This window comes from Microbacterium sp. LjRoot45 (genome assembly GCF_964253325.1).
Taxonomy (GTDB): domain Bacteria; phylum Actinomycetota; class Actinomycetes; order Actinomycetales; family Microbacteriaceae; genus Microbacterium.
The window spans coordinates 1258929-1282478 of record NZ_CAXUQM020000001.1 but is presented as its reverse complement, the minus strand read 5'-3'; the positions used below and the strand labels follow the sequence as shown (position 1 = coordinate 1282478).

The 23550-nt window shown below is 68.1% G+C and carries 23 protein-coding genes; 10 read left to right on the top strand and 13 right to left on the bottom strand.

From position 1 onward, the window contains the following. Window positions 1-127 precede the first annotated feature (127 nt). The 5 genes from whiA to ACSQ18_RS06005 form a co-directional block, all read right to left on the bottom strand. Entirely contained in the window at window positions 128-1105 is a 978-nt protein-coding gene (gene whiA, locus ACSQ18_RS06025) for a DNA-binding protein WhiA (RefSeq protein WP_436036233.1), read from the bottom strand. A gap of 63 nt (window positions 1106-1168) precedes the next feature. Beyond that, window positions 1169-2038 carry an RNase adapter RapZ gene (rapZ, locus tag ACSQ18_RS06020; RefSeq protein ID WP_436036232.1) on the bottom strand — a complete coding sequence of 290 codons (870 nt, stop codon included), beginning with the start codon at window positions 2036-2038 and terminating at the stop codon, window positions 1169-1171. Between the two features lie 60 nt (window positions 2039-2098). Further along, a complete protein-coding gene (gene uvrC, locus ACSQ18_RS06015; protein ID WP_436036231.1) occupies window positions 2099-4000 on the bottom strand; it encodes an excinuclease ABC subunit UvrC in 1902 nt (633 codons plus the stop codon). 1 nt (window position 4001) lies between these two features. Then, window positions 4002-6896, bottom strand: coding sequence for an excinuclease ABC subunit UvrA (uvrA, locus tag ACSQ18_RS06010; protein WP_436036230.1), 2895 nt, complete (start codon window positions 6894-6896; stop codon window positions 4002-4004). 68 nt (window positions 6897-6964) lie between these two features. Further along, on the bottom strand, window positions 6965-7399 hold the full coding sequence (locus ACSQ18_RS06005; protein WP_436036229.1) for a MarR family winged helix-turn-helix transcriptional regulator: 435 nt from the start codon (window positions 7397-7399) through the stop codon (window positions 6965-6967). A 37-nt stretch (window positions 7400-7436) separates the two neighbouring features. Between ACSQ18_RS06005 and ACSQ18_RS06000 the strand changes: the two genes are divergently transcribed. Beyond that, on the top strand, window positions 7437-7670 hold the full coding sequence (locus ACSQ18_RS06000) for a hypothetical protein (RefSeq protein ID WP_301039843.1): 234 nt from the start codon (window positions 7437-7439) through the stop codon (window positions 7668-7670). Window positions 7671-7717: 47 nt separating this feature from the next. On the opposite strand, the gene ACSQ18_RS05995 is transcribed toward ACSQ18_RS06000, so the two are convergent. Beyond that, window positions 7718-8146: a VOC family protein gene (locus ACSQ18_RS05995; RefSeq protein WP_436036228.1), complete on the bottom strand. Its 429-nt coding sequence runs from the start codon at window positions 8144-8146 to the stop codon at window positions 7718-7720. A gap of 36 nt (window positions 8147-8182) precedes the next feature. Then, on the bottom strand, window positions 8183-10252 hold the full coding sequence (gene uvrB / locus ACSQ18_RS05990; protein WP_144807685.1) for an excinuclease ABC subunit UvrB: 2070 nt from the start codon (window positions 10250-10252) through the stop codon (window positions 8183-8185). Between the two features lie 67 nt (window positions 10253-10319). Here uvrB and ACSQ18_RS05985 point away from each other — a divergent pair, with 67 nt between their 5' ends. After that, on the top strand, window positions 10320-10931 hold the full coding sequence (locus tag ACSQ18_RS05985; protein ID WP_436036227.1) for a DUF4126 domain-containing protein: 612 nt from the start codon (window positions 10320-10322) through the stop codon (window positions 10929-10931). Here the strand turns inward: ACSQ18_RS05985 and coaE are convergent. Next, entirely contained in the window at window positions 10913-11542 is a 630-nt protein-coding gene (gene coaE, locus ACSQ18_RS05980; protein ID WP_436036226.1) for a dephospho-CoA kinase, read from the bottom strand. The genes ACSQ18_RS05985 and coaE overlap by 19 nt on opposite strands. Window positions 11543-11839: 297 nt before the next feature. On the opposite strand from coaE, the gene ACSQ18_RS05975 reads away from it, so the two are divergent. The 5 genes from ACSQ18_RS05975 to ACSQ18_RS05955 all read left to right on the top strand — a co-directional run bounded on the left by ACSQ18_RS05975 (window position 11840) and on the right by ACSQ18_RS05955 (window position 15041). Next, window positions 11840-12403, top strand: coding sequence for a hypothetical protein (locus tag ACSQ18_RS05975; RefSeq protein WP_301039838.1), 564 nt, complete (start codon window positions 11840-11842; stop codon window positions 12401-12403). A gap of 61 nt (window positions 12404-12464) precedes the next feature. Beyond that, on the top strand, window positions 12465-13067 hold the full coding sequence (locus ACSQ18_RS05970; protein ID WP_436036225.1) for a signal peptidase I: 603 nt from the start codon (window positions 12465-12467) through the stop codon (window positions 13065-13067). Beyond that, entirely contained in the window at window positions 13064-13615 is a 552-nt protein-coding gene (locus tag ACSQ18_RS05965; RefSeq protein WP_436036224.1) for a hypothetical protein, read from the top strand. The genes ACSQ18_RS05970 and ACSQ18_RS05965 overlap by 4 nt, the downstream gene beginning before the upstream one ends. After that, window positions 13612-14163, top strand: a complete 552-nt coding sequence (locus tag ACSQ18_RS05960; RefSeq protein WP_436036223.1) for a hypothetical protein — start codon at window positions 13612-13614, stop codon at window positions 14161-14163. Before ACSQ18_RS05965 ends, ACSQ18_RS05960 begins: the two co-directional genes overlap by 4 nt. A gap of 38 nt (window positions 14164-14201) precedes the next feature. Then, the gene (locus ACSQ18_RS05955; RefSeq protein ID WP_436036221.1) at window positions 14202-15041 is read left to right on the top strand and encodes a response regulator transcription factor; all 840 of its coding nucleotides are present in this window, start codon (window positions 14202-14204) and stop codon (window positions 15039-15041) included. Between the two features lie 23 nt (window positions 15042-15064). On the opposite strand, the gene ACSQ18_RS05950 is transcribed toward ACSQ18_RS05955, so the two are convergent. The 4 genes from ACSQ18_RS05950 to ACSQ18_RS05935 form a co-directional block, all read right to left on the bottom strand. Beyond that, window positions 15065-16225 (bottom strand): hypothetical protein, encoded by a 1161-nt coding sequence (locus ACSQ18_RS05950; RefSeq protein ID WP_436036220.1) that lies wholly within the window; start codon window positions 16223-16225, stop codon window positions 15065-15067. Then, window positions 16222-17904 (bottom strand): sensor histidine kinase, encoded by a 1683-nt coding sequence (locus tag ACSQ18_RS05945; protein ID WP_436036219.1) that lies wholly within the window; start codon window positions 17902-17904, stop codon window positions 16222-16224. The genes ACSQ18_RS05950 and ACSQ18_RS05945 overlap by 4 nt, the downstream gene beginning before the upstream one ends. A gap of 85 nt (window positions 17905-17989) precedes the next feature. Further along, complete coding sequence (rpsA, locus tag ACSQ18_RS05940; protein ID WP_144807676.1) at window positions 17990-19441, bottom strand: 30S ribosomal protein S1; 1452 nt, start codon at window positions 19439-19441, stop codon at window positions 17990-17992. A 198-nt stretch (window positions 19442-19639) separates the two neighbouring features. Beyond that, a complete protein-coding gene (locus ACSQ18_RS05935) occupies window positions 19640-20080 on the bottom strand; it encodes a YchJ family protein (RefSeq protein WP_436036218.1) in 441 nt (146 codons plus the stop codon). An 86-nt stretch (window positions 20081-20166) separates the two neighbouring features. Between ACSQ18_RS05935 and ACSQ18_RS05930 the strand changes: the two genes are divergently transcribed. From ACSQ18_RS05930 to ACSQ18_RS05920, 3 genes are all read left to right on the top strand, one after another. After that, a complete protein-coding gene (locus ACSQ18_RS05930) occupies window positions 20167-20709 on the top strand; it encodes a hypothetical protein (RefSeq protein ID WP_436036217.1) in 543 nt (180 codons plus the stop codon). Window positions 20710-20950: 241 nt separating this feature from the next. Then, the gene (locus ACSQ18_RS05925; RefSeq protein ID WP_436036216.1) at window positions 20951-21439 is read left to right on the top strand and encodes a PKD domain-containing protein; all 489 of its coding nucleotides are present in this window, start codon (window positions 20951-20953) and stop codon (window positions 21437-21439) included. 83 nt (window positions 21440-21522) lie between these two features. Further along, window positions 21523-22446: a 5'-3' exonuclease gene (locus ACSQ18_RS05920; protein WP_436036215.1), complete on the top strand. Its 924-nt coding sequence runs from the start codon at window positions 21523-21525 to the stop codon at window positions 22444-22446. A gap of 43 nt (window positions 22447-22489) precedes the next feature. On the opposite strand, the gene ACSQ18_RS05915 is transcribed toward ACSQ18_RS05920, so the two are convergent. Beyond that, the gene (locus ACSQ18_RS05915; RefSeq protein ID WP_436036214.1) at window positions 22490-23482 is read right to left on the bottom strand and encodes a PHP domain-containing protein; all 993 of its coding nucleotides are present in this window, start codon (window positions 23480-23482) and stop codon (window positions 22490-22492) included. Between the last annotated feature and the right edge of the window lie 68 nt (window positions 23483-23550).

The window sequence follows — 23550 nt, the reverse complement described above, 5'->3', positions numbered from 1 at the left end:
TCTTCCTGTCGTGCCGCGCCGTAGCGCGACGAGGTGACACTGTGTCGGACTGGGCTTATCTCAATCCTATTGAGGATTGGACCGGTCGGCACCGGGTTGCGCCCTCTGTGACGCGGGTGTAATCGCCTCAGTCCTCGAGACCGGCGGGCACCGCGGACTCGGTGTCGGGGATGCCGTCGGCGGCGGCCTTCTTGTCGGCCATCGCGAGGAGGCGGCGAATGCGACCCGCGACGGCATCCTTCGTCAGCGGGGGGTCGGCGTGGTGACCCAGTTCGTCCAGGCTGGCGTCGCGATGGGCGAGTCTGAGGTCGCCGGCTTCGCGCAGATGATCGGGGACCTCGTCGCCCAGGATCTCGAGGGCGCGCTCGACGCGTGCGCACGCCGCGACGGCGGCCTGCGCCGATCGCCGCAGGTTCGCGTCGTCGAAGTTCACGAGACGGTTGACGCCCGCACGCACCTCGCGGCGCTGGCGCAGCTCTTCCCACGCACTCGCGGTGCGCGCCGCACCCATCTCGGCGAGGGCGGCGCGGATCGCTTCTCCGTCGCGCACCACGACGCGGGGTGCGCCACGCACCTCGCGCGCCTTCGCAGCGATACCCAGACGGTGCGCCGCTCCGACGAGCGCCATCGCCGCTTCGGGGGACGGGCACGCGATTTCGAGGGCCGCCGACCGGCCGGGTTCCGAGAGCGCGCCGGCCGCGAGGAATGCCCCGCGCCAGATGGCGGCGAGGTCGCCGCGGGAGCCGGTCGTCAGACGGTTGGGAAGCCCTCGCACCGGGCGACGACGCTGATCGAGAAGACCCGTCTGCCGGGCGAGTGTCTCGCCGCCCTCGATGACACGCACGGCGAAGTGCCCGCCCGCGCGTCCCCCCGACGCCTGCACATGGGCGAGCTCCGGACGTACGCCGTAGATCTCCATGAGTTCACGCGCGACACGGCGAGCGAGGCCTTCGCTCTCGAGTTCCGCCTCGACCGCGACGCGTCCAGCGATGGAGTGGAGGCCGCCGGAGAACCGGAGCAGGGCCGTCAGTTCGGCCACACGGGCCGTCGGCCGGGGGTCGCGCACCGCCGCCAACTCGATCTTCACGTCAGCGGTCAGGGGCACGGCGGTCCTTCGGTCGAGGGGTGGGGAAAGGGGGCGCGGGATCCTCCGCGACGATGTTCCAGCCTACTCGCGGCCCAGGTCGCGATGTTTCACGCGGACGGCCACACCGGGCACGTCGGCGAGCCGTGCCGCGAGCTCCTTCACCGTCACGACCGACCGGTGCTTGCCTCCCGTGCAGCCGACGGCGACGACCGAGTGCTGCTTGTTCTCCCGCTGGTAGCCCTCCAGCACCGGACGCAGCGCGAGCGCGTACGCGTCGATGAACGCCACCGCGCCCTCCTGGGCGAGCACGTAGTCGCGCACGTCCGGGTCCTCCCCCGTCAGCGCCTTGAGCTCGGGAACCCAGAACGGATTGGGCAGGAACCGCATGTCGGCGACGAGGTCCACGTCGGTGGGGAGTCCGTACTTGAATCCGAAGCTCATCACGGTCACGGTGTGACGAGCCTGATCCTCGGCTCGGAAGATGTCGAGGATGCGCGTGGCGAGCTGGTGGATGTTGAGGTCGCTCGTATCGACGATCAGATCGGCTCCCTCGCGGACGACGGCGAGCCGTTCCCGCTCACGACGGATGCCATCGAGGATCGTTCCGTCGCCCTGCAGCGGATGAGGACGGCGCACGGACTCGAACCGCCTCACCAGGACGTCGTCGGACGCGTCGAGGAACAGCACGCGGAGCGAGCGCCCCCCACGCAGAGCCTGGGTGACCGCGGGCAGCGCGGAGAACAGATCGCGCCCGCGGACGTCGACGACCGCCGCCACCTTCGGCAGTGCTCCGGCCGCGGCCTCCGACATCTCGAGGAGGGGTCGCAGCATGAGGGGCGGGAGATTGTCGACGACGTACCAGCCGATGTCTTCGAGCGCGTTGGCCGCTGTCGTGCGGCCCGCCCCGGACATCCCGGTGACGATCAGGACCTCGCCTGCCACGTCCGCCACGTGCGCCCCTTCTCTCGTGAGATCCAGCCTAGCGACTGGTCGCAGGCCCGTGGCGGCCCCTCACCCCGCGGACAGGTGGCCGCGGATGGCCGCCGCGAGCGTCGGGCCGATGCCCGGGAGCTCCGCGATCTCCTCGGGGCTCGCATTGCGCAGCGCAGTCACGGAGCCGAAGTGACGAAGGAGTGCTTTGATCCGTGCGTCGCCGAGACCCGGCACCTCGCTGAGCACCGAGCTGATGTCACGCTTGCGCCGCTTGCGCTGGTGGGTGATGGCGAACCGGTGCGCCTCATCGCGCAGGCGCTGCAGCAGGTAGAGCGCCTCCGAGGTGCGCGGCAGGATGACGGGGAAGTCGTCGCCGGGGAGCCACACCTCTTCGAGCCGCTTCGCAATGCCGCAGAGCGCGATGTCCTGGTGTCCGGCGTCGCGGAGCGCTCGTGCGGCGGCTTCGACCTGCGGCTGCCCGCCGTCGACGACGAGCAGCTGCGGCCGATACGCGAACCGCGGCCTCTTGCGGGCGGTCACGACGGGTTCGTCGTCGCCGTCCGCCGTCGGATCGGGCAGGTCTTCGCGCTCGTCCGCATCGATGTGCGCGAGCCGGCGACGAAGGACCTGGTAGAGGGAATCCGTGTCGTCGGTGGTCTCCGGGACGCCGAACGAACGGTACTGGTCCTTGCGCGGGAGCCCGTCTTCGAAGACGACCATGGATGCCACGACGTTCGTGCCGCCGAGGTGTGACACATCGAAGCACTCGATGCGCAGGGGCGCTTCGGACATCCCCAGTGCTTCCTGCAAGTCGGTGAGTGCGCGCGTCCGAGCCGTGTAGTCGCTCGTCCGGCGGGTCTTGTGCAGCATCAGCGCCTGTCGGGCATTGAGCGTCGCCGTCTTCATCAGCTCGGCCTTGCGCCCGCGCTGCGCCACCTGCACGGTGACCCGCTTGCCCCGGCGTGACTGCAGCCACGCCTCCAGCTCGCTCGCGTCGTCGGGAAGCGTGGGCACCAGCACCTGCCGGGGAATGTCCGCCGGACTCGCGTCGCCGTAGGTGCGCTGGAGGACCTGGTCGACGAGCTCAGCTCCCGAGATGTCGAGCTCTTTGTCGATCGTCGTCGCGCGGACACCGCGAACACGACCACCACGGATGACGAAGTGCTGCACCGCAGCGGAGAGCTCGTCTTCGTCGATGCCGAACAGGTCGGCATCCGTGTCCTCCGCCAAGACGAGCGCGCTCCGGTTGAGCACGGCGTCGATCGCCTGCAGCTTGTCGCGGTAGACGGCGGCGGACTCGTAGTCCATCGCCGCCGCGGCTTCTTTCATACGCGCGGTGAGGGTGCGGGTGAAGCGCTGGTCGCCACCGGACATGAAGGCGACGAAGTCGTCGACGATGGCCCGGTGCTCCGCCACGGTGACCGTCATGGAGCACGGGCCCCCGCAGCGGCCGATCTGCCCGGGGAAACAGGGGCGTCCCGTGGCCATCGCCTTCTTGTAGGAGGCGTCGCTGCACGTGCGGATGGGGAACACCTTGATCATGAGATCGATCGTGTCGTGGACGGCCCAGACCTTCGGGTACGGGCCGAAGTACTTCGCTCCCGGGATCCGACGATTTCGTGTGACGATCACGCGCGGAGCCTCGTCGGCCAGCGTGACGGCGAGATACGGGTACGACTTGTCGTCTTTGTATCGCACGTTGAACGGCGGCGAGAACTCCTGGATCCACATGTACTCGAGCTGCAGGGAGTCGACGTCGGTCGCGACGACGGTCCATTCGACCGACGCCGCCGTCGTGACCATGCGCCGCGTGCGTTCGTGGAGCGTATGCAGGGGTGCGAAGTAGTTCGACAGTCGGGCGCGCAGGTTCTTCGCCTTGCCGACGTAGAGCACGCGACCGTCGGCGTCGCGGAAGCGGTAGACGCCGGGGTTGGTGGGGATCTCGCCCGGCTTCGGCTTGTACGGGAGCGCGGACGCCACCTCAACCTGCCTTGCGCGCAGTGGCCGCTCTCGTCGCCGGGAGAATCTCGGCCAGGAATGCGCCGGTGTGGCTCTCGCTGACCGCCGCCACCTGCTCGGGGGTGCCCGTCGCGACGATCTGGCCGCCGCCGGCGCCGCCCTCGGGCCCCAGATCGATCACCCAGTCGCTCGACTTGATGACATCGAGGTTGTGCTCGATCACGATCACCGTGTTCCCCTTGTCGACGAGTCCGCCGAGCACTTCGAGCAGGCGGCTGACGTCCTCGAAGTGGAGACCTGTCGTCGGCTCGTCGAGCACGTAGATGCTGCGGCCGTTGGACCGCCGCTGCAGCTCGGTGGCGAGCTTGACCCGCTGTGCTTCACCGCCGGAGAGAGTCGTGGCCGATTGCCCCAGCCGCACGTAGCCGAGACCCACATCGACCAGCGTCTTCAGGTAGCGGTGAATGGCTTGGATGGGTTCGAAGAACTCCGCCGCCTCGGCGATCGGCATGTCGAGCACCTCGGCGATGTTCTTGCCCTTGTAGTGCACCGCCAGGGTGTCACGGTTGTACCGCTTGCCGTGGCAGACCTCGCAGTCGACGTACACGTCGGGCAGGAAGTTCATCTCGATCTTGATCGTGCCGTCACCCGAGCACGCCTCACACCGACCGCCCTTGACGTTGAAGCTGAACCGCCCGGGCTGATATCCGCGGACCTTCGCCTCGGGGGTTTCGCTGAACAGCGTGCGCACCCGGTCGAAGACGCCCGTGTATGTCGCCGGGTTCGAGCGCGGAGTGCGCCCGATGGGAGCCTGATCGACGTGGACCACCTTGTCGAGGTTGTCCAGCCCCGTCACCCGCGTGTGCTTGCCCGCCACGCGTCGAGCACCGTTCAGCTTCGTCGCCAGGACTTCGTACAGGATGCCGTTGACCAGCGTCGACTTGCCCGATCCGCTCACTCCCGTCACGGCTGTCAGCACGCCGAGCGGGAAGTCGACCGTCACGTTCTTGAGGTTGTTCTCCCGTGCCCCGACGACGGTGACGACGCGCTTCTTGTCGATCTTGCGACGGCGCGCGGGCGTCTCGATCGCGCGGCGTCCGCTGAGGTAGGCGCCGGTGATCGAACGCTCATCGTCGAGGAGCGAGGACAGGGGCCCGGAGTGCACGACCTCTCCCCCGTGCACGCCCGCGCGCGGTCCGATGTCGACCACCCAGTCGGCCGCGTCGATGGTCTCCTCGTCGTGCTCGACCACGATGAGCGTGTTGCCGAGGTCTTTCAGCCGCACCAGCGTCTCGATGAGGCGACGGTTGTCGCGCTGATGGAGCCCGATCGAAGGTTCGTCGAGCACGTACAGGACTCCGGTCAGGCCGGAGCCGATCTGGGTCGCGAGGCGGATGCGTTGGGCTTCGCCGCCCGAGAGAGACCCGGCCGACCGACTCAGGCTGAGGTAGTTCAGTCCCACCTGGATGAGGAAGTCGAGGCGTGCGCGGATCTCCCGCAGCACCGCCGCGGCGATCTGCGCCTCGCGATCGGTGAGCTCGAGGTCGGCGAAGTAGGTCTGCGCTTCGCCGAGACTCATGCGAGAGGCATCCGCGATGGAGCGTCCGTGCACCTGGACGGCGAGAACTTCCGGCTTGAGTCGATCGCCCTTGCACACAGGGCACGGCACCTCGCGCAGATACTCCGACCAGCGCTGACGCTGCGTGTCGGACTCCGCCTGCGTGTACTGCCGCTCGATGTACGGGATGACGCCTTCGAACCCGGACGTGTAGCGCATCTCACGGCCGTAGCGGTTCTTCCAGCGGACGGTGACCTTGAAGTTCTCGCCGCGCAGCACGGCATCCTGCACGCGATCGGGAAGGTCGCGCCACGGGGTGTCGAGGGAGAAGTCGAGATCATCGGCGAGACCCACGAGCAGGCGCTCGTAGTACTGGAAAAGCCCCTTCCCCTGCGTCGTCCAGGGCAGGATCGCCCCCTCGTTGATCGACAGCTCCTCGTCACCGAGGAGCAGGTCGACGTCGACGGACATGCGGGTGCCGAGCCCGGAACAGGCCGGGCAGGCACCGAACGGCGCGTTGAAGGAGAACGTGCGGGGCTCGATCTCGGTGAGCTGGAGCGGGTGACCGTTCGGACACGCCAGCTTCTCCGAGTAGTTCTGCCACGCGTCGTCGCCCTCTTCGTCGACGAAGTTGACCTGCATGGTCCCGCCCGCGAGCCCGAGCGCCGTCTCGACCGAATCGGTGATCCGCCCGAGCAGATCCGGCGCGGCGACGAGGCGGTCGACGACGACGGCGATGTCGTGCTTGTAGCTCTTCTTCAGTGTCGGCGGCTCGGCCAGCTGCACGAGCTCACCGTCGACGACGGCGCGCGCGTAGCCCTTCGCGGAGAGCTCCTTGAAGAGGTCGACGAACTCGCCCTTCTTCTGGGTGACGACGGGCGCGACGATCTGATATCGCGTGCGCTCGGGCAGTTCCGCCAGCTGATCGGCGATCTGCTGGACGGTCTGTCGCTGGATACGCTCGCCGCACTCGGGACAATGCGGCACACCGATCCGCGCCCAGAGGAGGCGCATGTAGTCATGGATCTCGGTGATCGTGCCCACCGTCGAGCGCGGATTGCGGTTGGTCGACTTCTGATCGATCGACACCGCCGGGCTCAGCCCTTCGATGAAGTCGACGTCGGGGCGGTCGACCTGCCCCAGGAACTGACGCGCATAGGAGCTCAGCGACTCGACGTAGCGACGCTGCCCTTCGGCGAAGATCGTGTCGAACGCGAGACTCGACTTTCCGGACCCTGACAGGCCCGTGAACACCACGAGCGCATCGCGCGGGAGGTCGAGGTCGACGTCTTTCAGGTTGTGGACGCGGGCACCGCGGACACTGAGTTTCGACGGGGAGGCGACGGGGACAATGGGCACCGGACAAGTCTAGGTCGGGCCTCGGACATCGGCTCCGGCAGGTGCGCGGAAGCACCCGCCGACGGGTGTCAGCGCCGGGGGCCGGCAAAGCGCACGAGGGCGTCACGCAACGCGGCGACCTCCGCGGCATCCATTCCCGTGATCTCCAGGATGCGCTCGGGGACAGCGAGCGCTTCCTCGCGCAGCGCCAGGCCTTCGGCGGTCAGACCGATCTCCAGCACGCGTTCGTCGTCGGCGCTGCGGGCGCGGACGACCCGCCCCTGCGCCTCGAGCCGCTTCACGAGGGGCGAGAGGGTGGCAGGCTCCATCGCCAGTTCGTCGGCGAGGCCGGCGAGCGAGCGCGGTGCGCTCTCCCAGAGCGCGAGCATGACGAGGTACTGCGGATGAGTGAGACCGAGCGGCTCGAGGACCGGTCGATAGAGCGCGACGACGTTGCGGGCCGCCGTCACGACAGCGAAGCAGAGCTGATTGTCGAGCTTCAGGAGGTCGGCACGCTCATCCATGCGCCGAGTGTAGCAATTACTTAGTACACTAATCATCATGACGCGAAGCGAATCACGCCCGCCGCTGCGAGAGCGGGTGCGGGAGGCCGGCGGCTGGTATGCGTACCTCAACAGCCGGCTCATCCGCGTTGCGGGCCCCGCTTCGGTCGGCCCGTACGACACTGACCCGGAGCCTGTACGCACCGAGCGGGCCTGCCCCTTGTGCGGCGCGCCGATGTCGCAGCACAGTTTCGATCGGAGCGGGCCCAAGCCGCTCATGCACTGCCCGTAAGCATTTCCGACGAGCACTGCCCGGGAAGTGTCAGGACGCAGCGCAGGTCATTGCCCGCCGAGAGAGACCGTCCCGTCTGCGGCGAGCCTCCACCCCGGATTGACGGCGACTTCCCACGGATGTCCGTCGGGGTCGACGAACACTCCGGAGTATCCGCCCCACGCGGTCCGCGCCGCTTCCCGAGCGACACGCGCCCCGGCATCCCTTGCCGTCTGCAAGATGCCGTCGACCTCCTGAGCGGTCTCCACGTTGTAGGCGAGAGTGATCCCTCCCCACCCGCCGGCGTCATCGACGCCCGAGTCGGCCGCGAGCGAGTCACGTGACCACAGGGCGAGGACCATCCCGCCCATCTGATAGAACGCGACCTCACCCGGGACGGACGCGTCGTGCGGCTCCCATCCGAGCGCCGCGTAGAACGAGCGCGAGCGCTCCAACTTCGCCACTCCGAGGGTGATGAGACTGATGCGCTGTTGCATGGAAGTTCCTTCTCCGACGAATGGCCGGGCGACGGCTCAGGCGTGCCCCGCACGCTCCATGGCGCGGAGTTCCCGCTTGAGGTCCTGCACCTCGTCGCGAAGACGCGCGGCGAGTTCGAACTTCAGCTCCCCCGCAGCGGCGAGCATCTGGTTCGACAGATCCTCGATCGTCGCCTCCAGTTGGTTCGCACCCTCCGCGGCGATGCCCTCCCGCCGGAGTCCGGGCGTGGGACTCTTCCCCTTGCCGGACTTCGTCTTCTTCGACAGCATCGCCTTCGTGTCAGACGCCTCACGGGCGAGCACATCGGTGATGTCGGCGATCTTCTTGCGAAGTGGCTGCGGATCGATGCCGTGTGCGGTGTTGTAGGCGATCTGCTTCTCGCGGCGACGGTCGGTCTCTTCGATGGCCGCTCGCATGGAGTCGGTCATGTTGTCGGCGTACATGTGCACCTCGCCCGACACGTTGCGCGCCGCGCGGCCGATGGTCTGGATGAGCGAGGTCCCGGATCGGAGGAAGCCCTCCTTGTCGGCGTCGAGGATCGCGACGAGCGACACCTCCGGCAGGTCGAGGCCTTCGCGGAGGAGATTGATGCCGACCAGCACGTCGTAGACGCCCGAACGAAGCTCGGTGAGCAGTTCCACGCGGCGGAGAGTGTCGACGTCGGAGTGCAGGTAGCGCACGCGCACACCGTGCTCACCGAGGAAGTCGGTGAGCTCTTCGGCCATCTTCTTCGTGAGCGTGGTCACCAGTACCCGCTCGTCGCGCTCGACGCGGAGGCGGATCTCTTCGAGCAGGTCGTCGATCTGTCCCTTCGACGGCTTGAGGATGATCTGCGGGTCGACGAGGCCCGTGGGGCGGATGATCTGCTCGACCACCCCGTCGGCGATCCCCATCTCATAGCGGCCGGGCGTCGCGGACAGATAGACGGTCTGTCCGATGCGCTGCTTGAACTCGTCGAAGCGCAGTGGACGGTTGTCGAGCGCGCTCGGAAGCCGGAAGCCGTGGTCGACGAGTGTGCGCTTGCGGGACGCGTCGCCCTCGTACATCGCGCCGATCTGCGGCACGGTGACGTGCGACTCGTCGATCACCATGAGGAAGTCGTCGGGGAAGAAGTCGAGCAGCGTGTGCGGGGGCTCCCCTGCACTGCGCCCGTCGAGGTGACGCGAGTAATTCTCGATGCCGGAGCAGAACCCCAGCTGCTGCAGCATCTCCAGGTCGAACGTCGTGCGCATGCGAAGACGCTGGGCCTCGAGGAGCTTGCCCTGGCCTTCGAGCTCCGCGAGCCGTGCCGCCAGCTCGGTCTCGATCGTGCCGATGGCCCGCTGCACGGTATCGGTCCCCGCGACATAGTGGGATGCCGGAAAGATCGGCACACTGTCGAGCTTCTGCACGACCTCGCCCGTGAGCGGGTGCAGCATGTACAGCGCCTCGATCTCGTCACCGAAGAGCTCGATCCGCACCGCGTACTCCTCGTACACCGGGATGATCTCGATGGTGTCGCCCCGCACACGGAAGTTGCCCCGCGAGAAGTCGACGTCGTTGCGGTTGTACTGCATCGCGATGAACTTGCGGATGAGCGCGTCGCGGTCGTACCGCTCACCCACCTGCAATGCGACCATCGCGCGCATGTACTCCTCGGGCGCGCCGAGGCCGTAGATGCAGGACACCGTCGACACCACGACGACATCGCGTCTGCTCAGCAGCGAGTTCGTCGTCGAGTGGCGCAGCCGCTCGACCTCGGCGTTGACCGAGGAGTCCTTCTCGATGAAGGTATCGGTCTGCGGAACGTACGCCTCGGGCTGGTAGTAGTCGTAGTAACTGACGAAGTACTCGACCGCGTTGTGGGGCATGAGGTCGCGGAACTCGTTGGCCAGCTGGGCGGCGAGGGTCTTGTTGTGCGCAAGCACCAGCGTCGGCCGCTGCACCTGTTCGATGAGCCATGCAGTGGTCGCCGACTTGCCCGTACCGGTGGCTCCGAGGAGGACCACATCGGTCTCGCCCGCGTTGATGCGGGCGGCCAGATCGGCGATCGCCTGCGGCTGATCGCCGCTCGGGGCGTACTCGCTGACGACCTCGAAGGGCCGGACGGATCGCGTGGGCTGCATCATTCCAGCGTAGGCCGCACCTCCGACATCGTGGGTCGGATGCGGAGGCGCCGCGTACGCTGGTGGCGTGATCGAGTTCCTCGTCGGATCGGGCTTGGCGGCCGCCGCCGGCCTGAACGCCTGGATGCCGCTCTTCCTCCTCGGCCTCGCCGATCGCTTCGTCCCCGCCGTGGAGCTTCCCACCGCCTGGGCGTGGCTGTCGAGCGACGTGGCCCTCTGGATCACCGGCGCGCTGCTGGTCGTGGAGATCGTCGCCGACAAGGTGCCCGCGGTCGATTCGATCAACGACGTCCTGCAGACGGTCGTCCGACCCGCATCGGGTGGGATCGTCTTCGGGGCCGGCGCGACCAGCGAGACCGTGCGGGCGACCGACCCGGCATCCCTGTTCGTCGACAACGCGTGGGTCCCCATCGTGGTGGGCGTCGTGATCGCGCTCGCCGTTCACGCTGTGAAGGCCTCGGTACGCCCGGTTGCGAACCTTGCGACCGCGGGCGTCGCGGCACCCGTCGTGTCCACGATCGAGGACGTCACGGCATTCGTCCTCGTCGCGGCCGCGATCTTCGTTCCGGTACTCGCCGGCGTCCTTCTGATCGCGCTCGTCGTCGCGGCGATCGCGCTGCTGCGCCGACGCCGACGCCTGCGAACCCTGCGCGCCGGCGCTCAGTCCTCGCCCGGCTGACGCCCGAGCGGCGACGCACCGCGCAGACGCTCCCACAGGCGGTCCGTCTGATCCTGCGTCGCGCTGAGCTGCCCGCCGGTGTCGATCACGACATCGGCGATCGCGAGACGACGATCGTCGGAGGCTTGCGCTCCGATGCGTGCCGCGGCATCCTCCTCTGTCATCCCGCGCACCTCCACGAGCCGGCGTCGACGAACGTCCGCCGGAGCGTGGGCGACGACCACGAGATCCCACGGGTCATCCACACGCGCCTCCACCAGCAAGGGGACGTCGTAGACGACGACCGCCGCGGGGTCGTCGGCGAACGCCGCAGCGAACCGGCGAGCCGACTCCTCGCGCACCGCAGGATGGACGATGCCGTTCAGACGGGCGAGCGCCGCCGGGTCGCCGAAGACGCGGGCTCCGAGCGCGGCCCGGTCCAGCTCGCCATCAGGCCGCAGCACGTCGTCGCCGAACTCGGCGGCGATCGCAGCGAGCACGGGTGAGCCGGCGCGCTGCACCTCGCGGACCAGCGCGTCGGCGTCGACGACGACGGCACCGAGGGCCTTCAGCCGCGCCGCGATGGTGGATTTCCCGGAGGCGATCCCGCCGGTCAGAGCGATGAGAGGCATGGCTAGAGGATGTCATGACCTTTCGCTGATGATCTCCTCTCCCAAGCCCAAGCGACGCTTGAGGGCGTCTTGAGGGAAACCTGAGACTGCCCCTCTAACGTCAGTGATGCAGGCAGAGAGACCCGAAATCGAAGCCTCACCGAAGCGGGACCCGAACCCGCCTCGGTCACATCGAAAAAATCCGGTCAGCCCGAACACGACCGACACAGCCCCGCCCCGGAGGACCCGAACCTCCGGTGGCGCGGCGCTGTTCGGCGCGCTCGAACACCGACACCATCGCCTGAAAGGCCCCCCGAAATGACCTCGAACGACATCACCACCGCTCCCGTCCAGACCGAGGAGCGCAAGAGCAAGCGCCGCGCGATCGTGGCCTTCACGCTCGCCGCCCTCGCCGTCGGCGGCATCGGCGCCGCGGCCACGAGCGCCGCCTGGACCGACAACGTCTTCTTCTCGGCCAAGGCCGAGGCGGCGACCTTCAACCTCCAGGGCTCGCTCAACGGCACCACCTGGCAGGAGTCGGACAACAGCGGCTCGATCCAGCTGGTCGTCCCCGCCTCGAGCCTCGCGAACCTGCTGCCGGGTGACACCCGCACCATCAACCTCTATGTGAAGAACCTCGGCACGGCCGCCGCCTCGCTGACCTCCTCGGTCGCCTGGGCCACGTCGCCTGCCTCCACCTTCACCACCAACCCGACCACCGCCGTCGAGGGCCTCTCGGCCACGCTGACGCCGGCCGGCGGAGCGACCGAGACCGACCAGTTCCAGCTGAAGGTGACCACCGACAGCGCCTGGGCCTCGAGCAACCAGGGCAAGTCCGGCACGATCATCGTCACGATCGCCGGCACCGCCGTCGCGCCGTAATCGCGACACCGCACACGACACCAGACCCACCGCAGCTCACACAGGAAAGAGAGGAACGACGATGAAGCTCCTGCGCCGACTCGCCGACATCACCCTCTGGATCCTCGCCGCGGTGGGTCTGGCGTGTGCCCTGGTCTGGGGCGCGACCGCCCTCGGCCTCATCAAGCCGCTCATCGTGATCTCGGGCTCCATGGAGCCGGGGATCATGACGGGTGACCTCGTTGTGGATGTTCCGGTGGCTACCGCCGACGTCGTCGTGGGAGACGTCGTGAGCTTGCCCTCGGACCTCACTCACAACCTGGTGACACATCGAGTCCAGAAGATCGTCGCCCTGGAGGACGGCCGTTTTCAGATCTCGATGAAGGGCGACAACAATGCCGCTCCGGACGCCCTCGATTACTACGTGGGCGACCGGGTGTGGCAGCCGGTGCTGCAGTTCAGCGGCTGGGGGGCCGCCGTGCAGCGTCTCACGACACCGGCTGTCGCCCTGCCTCTGGTGATCGGGCTCGTAGCACTGCTGGGGATAACTCTGCTGCTGCCCGCTCCGAAGAGCCGGCGTTCCGGTGCGGTCGCGGGGGCTCCTTCCGTGCCGGACGCCACAACGGTCACGACCACGGTCACGACCGACTCCGACCGTGCCGACGCTGAGCTGGTGCTGCGGTGACCGCGGCCCGCGCGCGCCTGGTCGCGCTCGCCGCCGTCGTCGGCGCGACCGCCGCGATGGGGATCGCCGGCGCGTCGCCTGCCAGCGCTCGCACGGTGCCTCTGACCTACGACCTCGGCGTCGTCCTGCCCGGTCAGACGCGCTCGATCGAACGCACCATCGACATCCCTCGGGATGCCACGGTGGTCGCCGCACAGTTCGCGGACAGTGCCGGCGGAACCGGCTGGGACGCCCAGCTCTGCTTGGACGATGACTGCTCCGCGGTCAACGACCTGACCGATGCGGCCCTGGCTGCGGGGAAGTATCGTCTCGTCGTGACCCTCGCCATGCCCGCCGACGCCACGGGCGTCCTGAGAACCTCTGCCGCCGGATCGTTGACTCTCGTCGACGCCGGTGTGGATGCGAACGCGATTCTCCCCGCCACGGGCGGCACGATTCCGCTCGCGGCCGGCCTGGTCGGCGGCGCTCTCGCCGCGGGCGGGATGCTCCTCCTCCTTGCGGGCGGACGACGCCGTCGGCGTCCGGCATCCGCCGAGGCCCGCTCATGACCCGCGTTCGCGCCGCCCGCACGCGCTGGGCGACCGCTGTCGTGGCGGTGCTGCTCGCTGTCGGCGGCATCGGTGTCGCGGGCGCCGTTCAGGACACGCAGGCCGCATGGACGGACCGCACGTATGTGTCGGCCGTCGCCACGGGTGGCAGCTGGGTGGCTCCGACGACGTACGGATGTACGGCGATGAACGCCAACGGCACCGAGAAGAACGGTGGCCGCTGCACCGTCACGTCGGTCACGGCCAACGAATGGGGAACTGCCCCCGACCGCCAGCGCGGCTACACCGTGACCTTCAACACGAATGCCGGCAACGGCTACGTCCAGTTCTCGATCAGCCTCGCCGTTTCCGGCGTCTCCTCGAACTTCTCCTGGAGCAACGCGGGCGTCCTCGACAACGGTCAGGTCACCCCGAACAACGGTTGGACGTGCGCGCAGCTCCCGACCCTCACGGGCAAGACCCCCACCAACTGGGGATGGGGAAGCTCGAGTCAGATCTACTTCCAGGTCACCGAGAACCGCTCCAGCGCGACGGTGACCTGCGGATGAGCCCACCGACACAGCCCTCGTCCGTCCGGTTCCGATCCGTGTTCTGGGATATCATCTCGGATGCCGGTCCCCTCACCGCCATCTCCGACCGGCAATCGGAGGGAACCCCGTTGCCGGACTCACAGGTCGCCGTCGTCGTCGAAGACGATCCGGACATCCGCACACTGATCACGGACGTCCTGGATCAGGCCGGCTTCCGCGTCTACCCTGCGGGATCGGGAGTCGAGGGTCTCGCGCTCATCGCCGAGCACCAGCCGATCGTGACGACTCTCGACGTCAGCCTTCCCGGCATGGACGGCTTCGAGACCGCTCGACGCATCCGCTCGGTCAGCGGCACGTACATCGTCATGCTGACGGCGCGCGCCGACGAGATCGACACCCTCCAGGGGCTCCAGGCAGGCGCCGACGACTACATCACCAAGCCGTTCCGCCCCCGCGAGCTGCGCGCCCGCATCGAGGCGATGCTTCGCCGCCCCCGCACGTTCGGGCTTCCCGACCTGCCGGCCGGCGTCGAGTCGACGGTACCGAGCATCCCCGCGCCCGCGCCCGATGAGGGCGGGTGGCTCGAGCACAAGGGACTGCGTCTGCACCCTGACATGCGCATCGCGTCGGCCGACGAGGAGACCCTCGACCTCACGCGCAGCGAGTTCGACATCCTTCACAACCTCTTGAGCGCAGGCCGGCGGGTCGTCGGCAAGAACGAACTCGCTCTGATGCTTCGCGGTGAGAGCCATCTGGGCATCGGGTTCGTCAGTGAGCACGACACCCGCGCGATCGAAGTCCACGTGGCGAACCTGCGCCGCAAGCTCGGCGAGTCGGCCGCGCAGCCCCGCTGGATCGAGACGATCCGCGGAATCGGCTACCGCCTTACCCTCTGAACCACTCGCGGTTCATCCGGGCGTCACTCCGCTTCCGCGAGGATCACGGACGCGTCCGGGCTCGTCGAAGACCGTCGCGCGGCGCGCTGAGCGGCCTCCACCAACGCGCTCGCGTCGTGTCCGAGGTCGTCACTCAGGGCGACACCGATCCCGATCACGGGGATGACGGCACTCCCCCGGGCGGCAAAGTCATCCAGGAGTCGACGCTGCACACGGCTCGCGATGCGTCGGGCGTCAGCGGCGGTGGGCGGCTCGAACGCGATCAACATGGCATCCTCCGCCTCCCCTACGAGGGAGAACGTCGGCGCGTAACGGCGCACTCCTCGCCGGAATCCCTCATCGATCGCCTCCTGCTCACCGGTGCCGAAGGCCACCCCGATGTGAGAGAGGTCATCGATGCGCAGCGCGACGACGCCGAAGAGCTCGCCGGAGTTCTGCGCACGGGTCAATACGCTCGGCAATGCAGCCCGGAAGGACGTCGGACTCAGGATGCCGTCCGGCGACACCTCCAGGATCGCGTGATCCCTGTCCTGACGCACAGTGACTCGGCCGCTGCGGAGCATCGTCGCGGTCGTCAGCGCGACGATCGTCAAGACGATCGAGACGAGGCCCGTGATGCTCGACGAGAACCAGGTCATGAAGATCGGGCTCTCCGGGCCTTGCGTGGCGAGGACGAACGCGCGCCCGTAGTAGTAGACCGCGACGAGTGCCAGCACGATGGTGAACCCGAGCGAGCTCAGCACGGCTCCCATCGCGCCGCGGCGGGACTCGATGGAACCGAGCAGGGAGAACGTGGCGATGCCGAGGAACATCTGCACCGATCCTGCCCAGTCCCCCGCCTGCGGACCGGGAAGGAGTGTCGCGAGGAGCTGACCCACGACGGCGGCGGCCACGAGGACGCCCGGGATGCGGATGCTGCGCCCGTTGAAACTGCGACCACCGAGCCAGAAGAATCCGCCCGTGGCGACAAGCGAGGAGTTGCCGATCGCGATGGCGATCCACGGCTCAGAGGTCGCCTGCCAGACGAGGTAGGCGGTCACCGTGAGCATGCCGCTGAGGAAAGCCAGCGCCCACACACGGCCCGCACCGACCTCCCGGCGCAGAAGCGTCTCCACGAGGTACAGCACGCCCGCCGTGAGGGTGACGATCGCCACGATCAGATTGACGGTGAACAGGTCGATCACGGAGCGCCCTCCTCGGCGTCGGGGGAATGAGCGGGTTCCGCGCTTGCAACGGTTGCCTCTTTCGGGTGCGCGAGCGGCAGGCGCACGATGAAGGTCGCGCCTTCGTTGAGTCCGGTGCGGACGGTGATCTCGCCCGCGTGAGCCCGCACGATCTCCCTACTGATCGCGAGGCCGAGTCCGCTGCCGTGTGTCGTCGAGTTGCGCACGAGACCGGAACGGAAGAACCTCTCGAACAGGCGGGGCAATTCACTCTCAGGGATGCCGGGGCCGTTGTCGCTGACGGCGAGCCACACGTGCGCCTCGTCGCTGGTGAGACCCACCGTGACCCTTCCCCCGGAGTGGCTGTACTTGATCGCGTTGGACAGCAGGTTGTCGATCACTTGGCGCATCCGCAGCGGGTCGGCGACGGTGCGGACGTCTTCGACCGCGTCGGTCTCGATCGTCATGCGGCGCTCCGTCGCGCGCGGGAGGGCCGACTCCACGGCGGCGTCCACCAGCTTGGCGAGATCGACGAGTTCCGGACGAAGCGTGAGCTCCACGCCGCGGTGCGACGCCGCCGACGCCGTCAGCAGGTCGGCGACCAGATCGAGGAGCCTGCTGGAGTTCCGCTCCACCACCTCGAGACTGCGCCGGCTCACGGGCGACAGACTCGGGTCGTCCAGCGCGAGCTCGACGTAGCCCATGATCGACGTCAGCGGGGTGCGCAGCTCGTGCGAAACGGATGCCACGAGGTCTTCCCTCGCACGCAGTGCGAGCTCTTCAGCCGTGACGTCGAGGGTGACGATGATCATGCCGGCATCCGTCAGGTCTTTGTCGACGAGACGGCGAGCGGTGGAGCGCAGCGCTCGCCGCTTCTCCTCACCGGGGTCGCCGTGCCAGACGAGGGCGTTCTCGAACTCCTCACCGCGGCGAGCACGCGCGAGCGGCAGGTCGTCGTCGCCGATGGGCGTGATGCCGTCGGCCGCGTACGCTCTCGACGCACCTGCACTCGCCCGCTGCAGGCGGCCGTGCGCCTCATTCGTGACGACGAGCGATCCATCGGTCGTGAGACGGATGACACCGAAATCGACGGCTTGCAGCACCTCCGTCACGAGATCTTCCTGGCTGCGCGCCCGATCCACGGAGCGCTGCAGGTATTGGGACTGTTTGTCCAGCAACACCCTCTGCACGAGTGCGCGACGAGAGCCGAGGGCGGCAACGGTCGCGAGACCCGCGATCATCACCGGGAAGAGGAACGTCGACGGGCTGAGCGTCTGCGACGGGTCCAACGCCATGAGCGACCAGTACGCGGCGGAGATCACGGACACACCGAGGAAGGCGCCCCACCCGCCGAACGCCGAGGCGATCCAGATCGCGGGGAACGCCCAGAGCAGTCCGAGCGCCGCCTCGGGGGCCGCGGCGCGCAGCAGCATGATGGCGCCGATGTCGACGAGAGGCAGGATGAGGATCGCGAGGGAAGGGAACCGCGTCCACGGCAGGATGAAGGCGGCGCCGGTCGCGAGGAACACGATGGTCACTCCGTACATGAGGAGCGGGCTGCTCACCACCATGTCGAAGAGCACCACGAGCACCGAAGCCAGGAGCACGACCGCGCCGAGCAGCACCTGATTCAGGAGCAGCGACCGGTCACGACCGCGCCCGATGGTGCGGGGGGTCGGCGCCGGTCGGGTGAAGCTCACATACAGACGCTACAGCCCGAAGTCCCCGCAGACGCGGAAGGGGGCCGCGACCTGACGGTCACGACCCCCTTCGGAGCGATTCGACTCAGCGGCCGGAGAGCTTCTCGCGGAGCGCCGCGAGCGCCTCGTCGTCAGCCAGCGTGCCGCCGACACTCGACGTGTCGGACGAGAAGGACGAGCCGCCGGCCTCGGCCGGGGCAGCGGCCTCGGCCTCGAGCGCCTTGGCGACAGCGGCCTTGTGAGCCTCCCAGCGACCCTGGGCCGCGGCGTACTCCTGCTCCCACTTCTCACGCTGAGCGTCGAAGCCCTCGAGCCAGGCACCCGACTCGGGGTCGAAGCCCTCGGGGTACTTGTACTCGCCGTTCTCGTCGTACTCGGTGGCCATGCCGTACAGCGCCGGGTCGAACTCGGTGCCGTTGGGGTCGACCGACTCGTTGGCCTGCTTGAGCGACAGCGAGATGCGACGACGCTCGAGGTCGATGTCGATGATCTTGACGAAGACCTCTTCACCGACGGACACGACCTGCTCGGCGAGCTCGACGTGCTTGCCCGAGAGCTCGGAGATGTGCACGAGGCCCTCGATGCCGTCGGCGACGCGGACGAACGCACCGAACGGAACGAGCTTGGTGACCTTGCCCGGCGCGACCTGACCGATCGCGTGCGTGCGGGCGAACACCTGCCACGGGTCTTCCTGCGTCGCCTTCAGCGACAGGGAGACACGCTCGCGGTCGAGGTCGACCTCGAGGATCTCGACGGTGACCTCCTGGCCCACCTCGACGACCTCGGACGCGTGCTCGATGTGCTTCCACGAGAGCTCGGAGACGTGGACGAGGCCGTCCACGCCGCCCAGGTCGACGAACGCACCGAAGTTGACGATCGACGACACGACACCCTTGCGGACCTGACCCTTGTGCAGGTTGTTGAGGAACGTGGTGCGCGACTCGGACTGCGTCTGCTCGAGCAGGGCACGGCGCGAGAGCACGACGTTGTTGCGGTTCTTGTCGAGCTCGAGGATCTTCGCCTCGATCTCCTGGCCGAGGTACGGCGTGAGGTCGCGGACGCGACGCAGCTCGATGAGCGACGCGGGCAGGAAGCCGCGGAGGCCGATGTCGACGATGAGACCACCCTTGACGACCTCGATCACGGAGCCGGTGACCACACCGTCGTTCTCCTTGATCTTCTCGACGTCGCCCCAGGCGCGCTCGTACTGCGCGCGCTTCTTGGAGAGGATGAGGCGGCCTTCCTTGTCCTCCTTCTGGAGAACGAGGGCTTCGACCTCGTCGCCGACCTTTACGACCTCGTTCGGGTCGACGTCGTGCTTGATGGAGAGCTCGCGCGAGGGGATGACACCCTCGGTCTTGTACCCGACGTCGAGGAGGACCTCGTCGCGGTCGATCTTCACGACGGTGCCTTCGATGAGGTCTCCGTCGTTGAAGAACTTGAGGGTCTTCTCGACCGCGGCCAGGAAGTCTTCAGCAGATCCGATGTCGTTGATGGCGACCTGCTTGGTGGCCGGGGCGGTCGTTGCGGTAGTCATGTAGTGGGTTGTCCTTGTTGGGTTGGGTGTCGGGCTTCGCGCCAGGACCGGGCGGTCCCGGCATCCGTTCGAGGACGAGCGGATGCCTCAGCCGAAGCGATGTGGATGGGATTGCGTGTCACGCAGACATGACGATATCGCCACGCGTGTGACACTCCAGGTTATCAGAGCACGGACGCCGCGGACAGTCGAGCCCGATCAGGTGACGTCGCCGTCCACGTACCACCATCGATCGCGCTGGAACACGAACCGACTCCGTTCCTCGAGAAAGCCGTCTGCTCCCCCGCCGGTCCACTGCGCGCGGAATTCGACGACGCCCCGTCGGTCGCCCGGCAGACCTCCCTCGACCCCTGCGACCGTCAGCCGCGTCCACTGGAGCGAGTCGTCGAGATCGACACGGGCGGGGCGAGTCGACGGATGCCAGGTCGCCTCGAGGTAGGTCGCGTCGTTCACTGCGAACGCCGTGAATCGAGAGCGCATGAGGGCGACCGACGTCGGCGCCGCTTTCCCGGCCAGGTAGGGACCGCAGCACGCTTCGTACGCGCCGCCGCCGCACGGACACGGAGCTTCCGGGGCGACCACCCGCCGCCGTCGCGCCCCGAACGCCGCACCGGTCGATGTCGTCGGATCGGATGCCACGCAACGACTCTAGGCGAGCCGGCGGCGGGCGGAGCGCCTGTGGACAACCGCCGAGCCTGCAACGCGCGGATGGCTACGGTGACCGGGTGATGATGCGGAAGACAGTAGTGACGAGCCTGGCGGCGACGGTGCTGGTTGCGGCGCTCTGCGGTTGCGCGCCCGATCCCTTCGCCGACCCGACACCCCCACCGACGCCCAGCGGCGTGGTGTCCGGCTTCGCGTCCGACGAGGAAGCCTTCGCCGCTGCCGAGGCCACCTACCGGGCCTATGTCGATGCCGGAAATGCGCAGCGTGCGGGTGATCCTTCCGCAGACCCCGCACAATACTTGTCCGGCAAGATGCTAGTTGCGGAGATCGAGTCGTATGAGACATTCGAGAACGCTGGTATCCGCCTTGAAGGCAAGATCCGACTGATCTCGTTCGAAGTAAGTAGTGCTTCGCAAGATCAGATCGACGCCACCGCGTGCATTGACGTCACCGAGACAAGGGTCTTCAACTCGAAGGACGAAGACGTTACTCCGCGGTCCCGGCAAGACGTCTTAGGTCTCGACCTCAAGCTCGAGAGCACCACGATCACGGGCAGATGGCTGATCACTTCCAGCGAACCGAACGAGGTGTCGTGTGATTGAGACCATGGTGGCCACCGCCTTCGTCGCAATGTCAGTGGGCGGATGCACCAATGATCTGCGGGCCGCCGGCGCCTGTGGCGTCAACAGCCAGGTACTGGATGGTGCGGTAGAAATCTATGCGGTCGACAACGGGAGTGAGTCCCAAAATGGGTCGGCGAAAGAGCAAGGCGAAAACCCGTCTGCCGACGACTCGACGGAGTGCACCGATCCGCTGAACCGGTGCTTGTCCTTCGAGGTCGTGATGCGCGAGGAGCCGACACTCAGCGACGTCGCCTCGTTCGCTCCGACGCTGACGCCGCTCTCGCCGGAGCCGGACGGCATCGGCCTGGCGGGGCTTCCTCTCAACGTCGTCGCCCACGCAGAAGCCCACACGCAAACGGGCGAGCTGTTCGACCTCCCGGTGACCGTGCGGTTCCGCCCGGTCTCCTTCACGTTCGACTACGGCGACGGCACCACGCGAGAATCGGCGACGGGCGGCGCCACGTGGCAACAGCTCGGGGCTGCGCAGTTCACCGCGACGGACACCAGCCACGCCTATCGACAGCGGGGCACCTACACGATCACCGCCGTCGTGCACTTCGCGGCGGACGTCGACTTCGGCAACGGTTGGCAGCGTGTGCCCGGTCTGCTCGGCATCCCGGCGGGCTCGACGACCGTCGAGATCCTGGAGGCGCGCACGGCGCTCGTCGAACGCACGTGTGCGGAAAACCCCAGCGGCATCGGATGCTGACCACCGCTCGGCGCGGCCCCCGCGACCGGGCGAGCGCGTCGTGACGACCTTCACACGGACGCGTCGCGTGCCAGGATGACAGCGTGACCGACCGACTCATGCTCCTCGACACCGCCTCGCTCTACTTCCGGGCCTTCTACGGCGTCCCCGACACGGTCAAGGCGCCCGACGGTCGTCCGGTCAACGCCGCGCGGGGCCTGCTCGACATGATCGCGAAGCTCGTCACCACCTACGAGCCCAGCCATCTCATCGCCTGCTGGGACGACGACTGGCGCCCGCAGTGGCGCGTCGACCTCATCCCCAGCTACAAGACCCACAGAGTCGCGGCGGAAGTCGAGACCGGACCCGATGTCGAAGTGATTCCCGACCCTCTCGAGATCCAGGTGCCGATCATCCGCGAGGAACTCTCCGCGCTCGGCATCCCGATCGTCGGCATCGCCGCACACGAAGCAGACGACGTCATCGGCACCCTCGCCACCACGACTCCCGGACCCGTCGACGTCGTCACCGGCGACCGCGACCTCTTCCAACTCGTCGACGACGACAGCGATGTGCGCGTCATCTACACCGGCCGCGGGATGAGCAACCTCGAGGTCCTCACCGACGCCGTCGTCGTGACGAAGTACGGCATCCTTCCGACCCAGTACGCAGACTTCGCCGTGTTGCGCGGCGATGCGTCCGATGGACTCCCCGGTGTCGCGGGTATCGGCGAGAAGACCGCCGCAACCCTCCTTGCCGCCCACGGCGACCTCGCCGGCATCATCCGCGCTGCCGAGGCCGGTGACGGCATGAGCGCCGGCGTACGCGCGAAAGTCCTCGCCGCGCTCGACTACCTGGCCGTCGCCCCGACCGTCGTCGAAGTGGTCCGGAATCTCCCCCTCGACGTCGACCCCGACGAGGCGCGGCTGGCCGCACCCGACGCCGCCACGCTCGCCGACCTCACTGACCGGTGGAACCTGGGGAGCTCGCTCGATCGCGCTGCGGCAGCGATCTCCGCGCGCGCCTGAGCCGCCGCGATCGTCCACCGGGCCGACACCAGCACGGTCCGGTTCACGCGTGCCGTGCGGTCCACTCCCGCAGCTGCTCCAGTGGCCACGTCGTCACGATCCGCTCCGGCGGAACCCCGGCGCGCTCGGCACGGGCGGCGCCCTCGCTGAGCAACGCGAGCTGTCCGGGCGCGTGCGCATCGGAATCGATGGAGAACAGGCATCCCTCCGACACCGCGACCGCGATGAGCTCGTCGGGCGGGTCCTCCCGCTCGGGCCGAGAGTTGATCTCCACCGCCACGCCATGGGCGGCGCACGCCGCGAAGACCGCCATCGGGTCGAACGTCGACGGCGGCCGTGTGCCCCGGTGCCCGCTGACAAGCCGGCCGGTCACATGGCCCAGCACGTCCACGTGCGGGCTCGACACCGCCGCTACCAACCGGCGGGTCATCGCCGCCGACTCCATCCGCAGCTTCGAATGGGCCGAGGCCACCACGACACCCAGCTCCGCCAGCAGATCCTCCTCCTGGTCGAGCGCACCGTCGTCGAGGATGTCGACCTCGATGCCGCTCAGCAGCGTGAATCCGTCCGTTGAGAAGGACGGCACGAGTCGGAGCTGCTCGCGCAGACGCTCGGGAGAGAGTCCGCGGGCTACCTTCAGGCGGGGAGAGTGGTCCGTCAGCGCGAGGTACTCATGCCCCAGTGCGCGAGCGGCATCCACCATGAGATCGATCGACGTCAACCCGTCCGACCACTCCGAATGTGCGTGCAGATCTCCACGCAAGCGGGACCGCAGGGTCGAGACAGCGGCCTCCGTAGAACCGCGAAGCTCTGCCAAGTAGCGCGGCACCCCACCCGCGAGCGCCTCCTGGATCACCGCGAGCGACGAATCGCCGATGCCTTTGCGTCGCCGCAGCGCTGCGGTGTCCGCCAACTGCTCGGCCGTCAGCCCCTCGATGGCGGCCGCCGCCGCCCGGAAGGCCTGCGAGCGGTACCGCGAGGCTCGTTCGCGCTCGAGGAGCGTCGCGATCTCGGTGAGCGCTTCTCTGGGCTCCACACAGTCCTCCGGTCGTCGACGTCTTCACCGGGCGAGTCGTGCGGAGTGCGGACACGCGAACGGGCCCG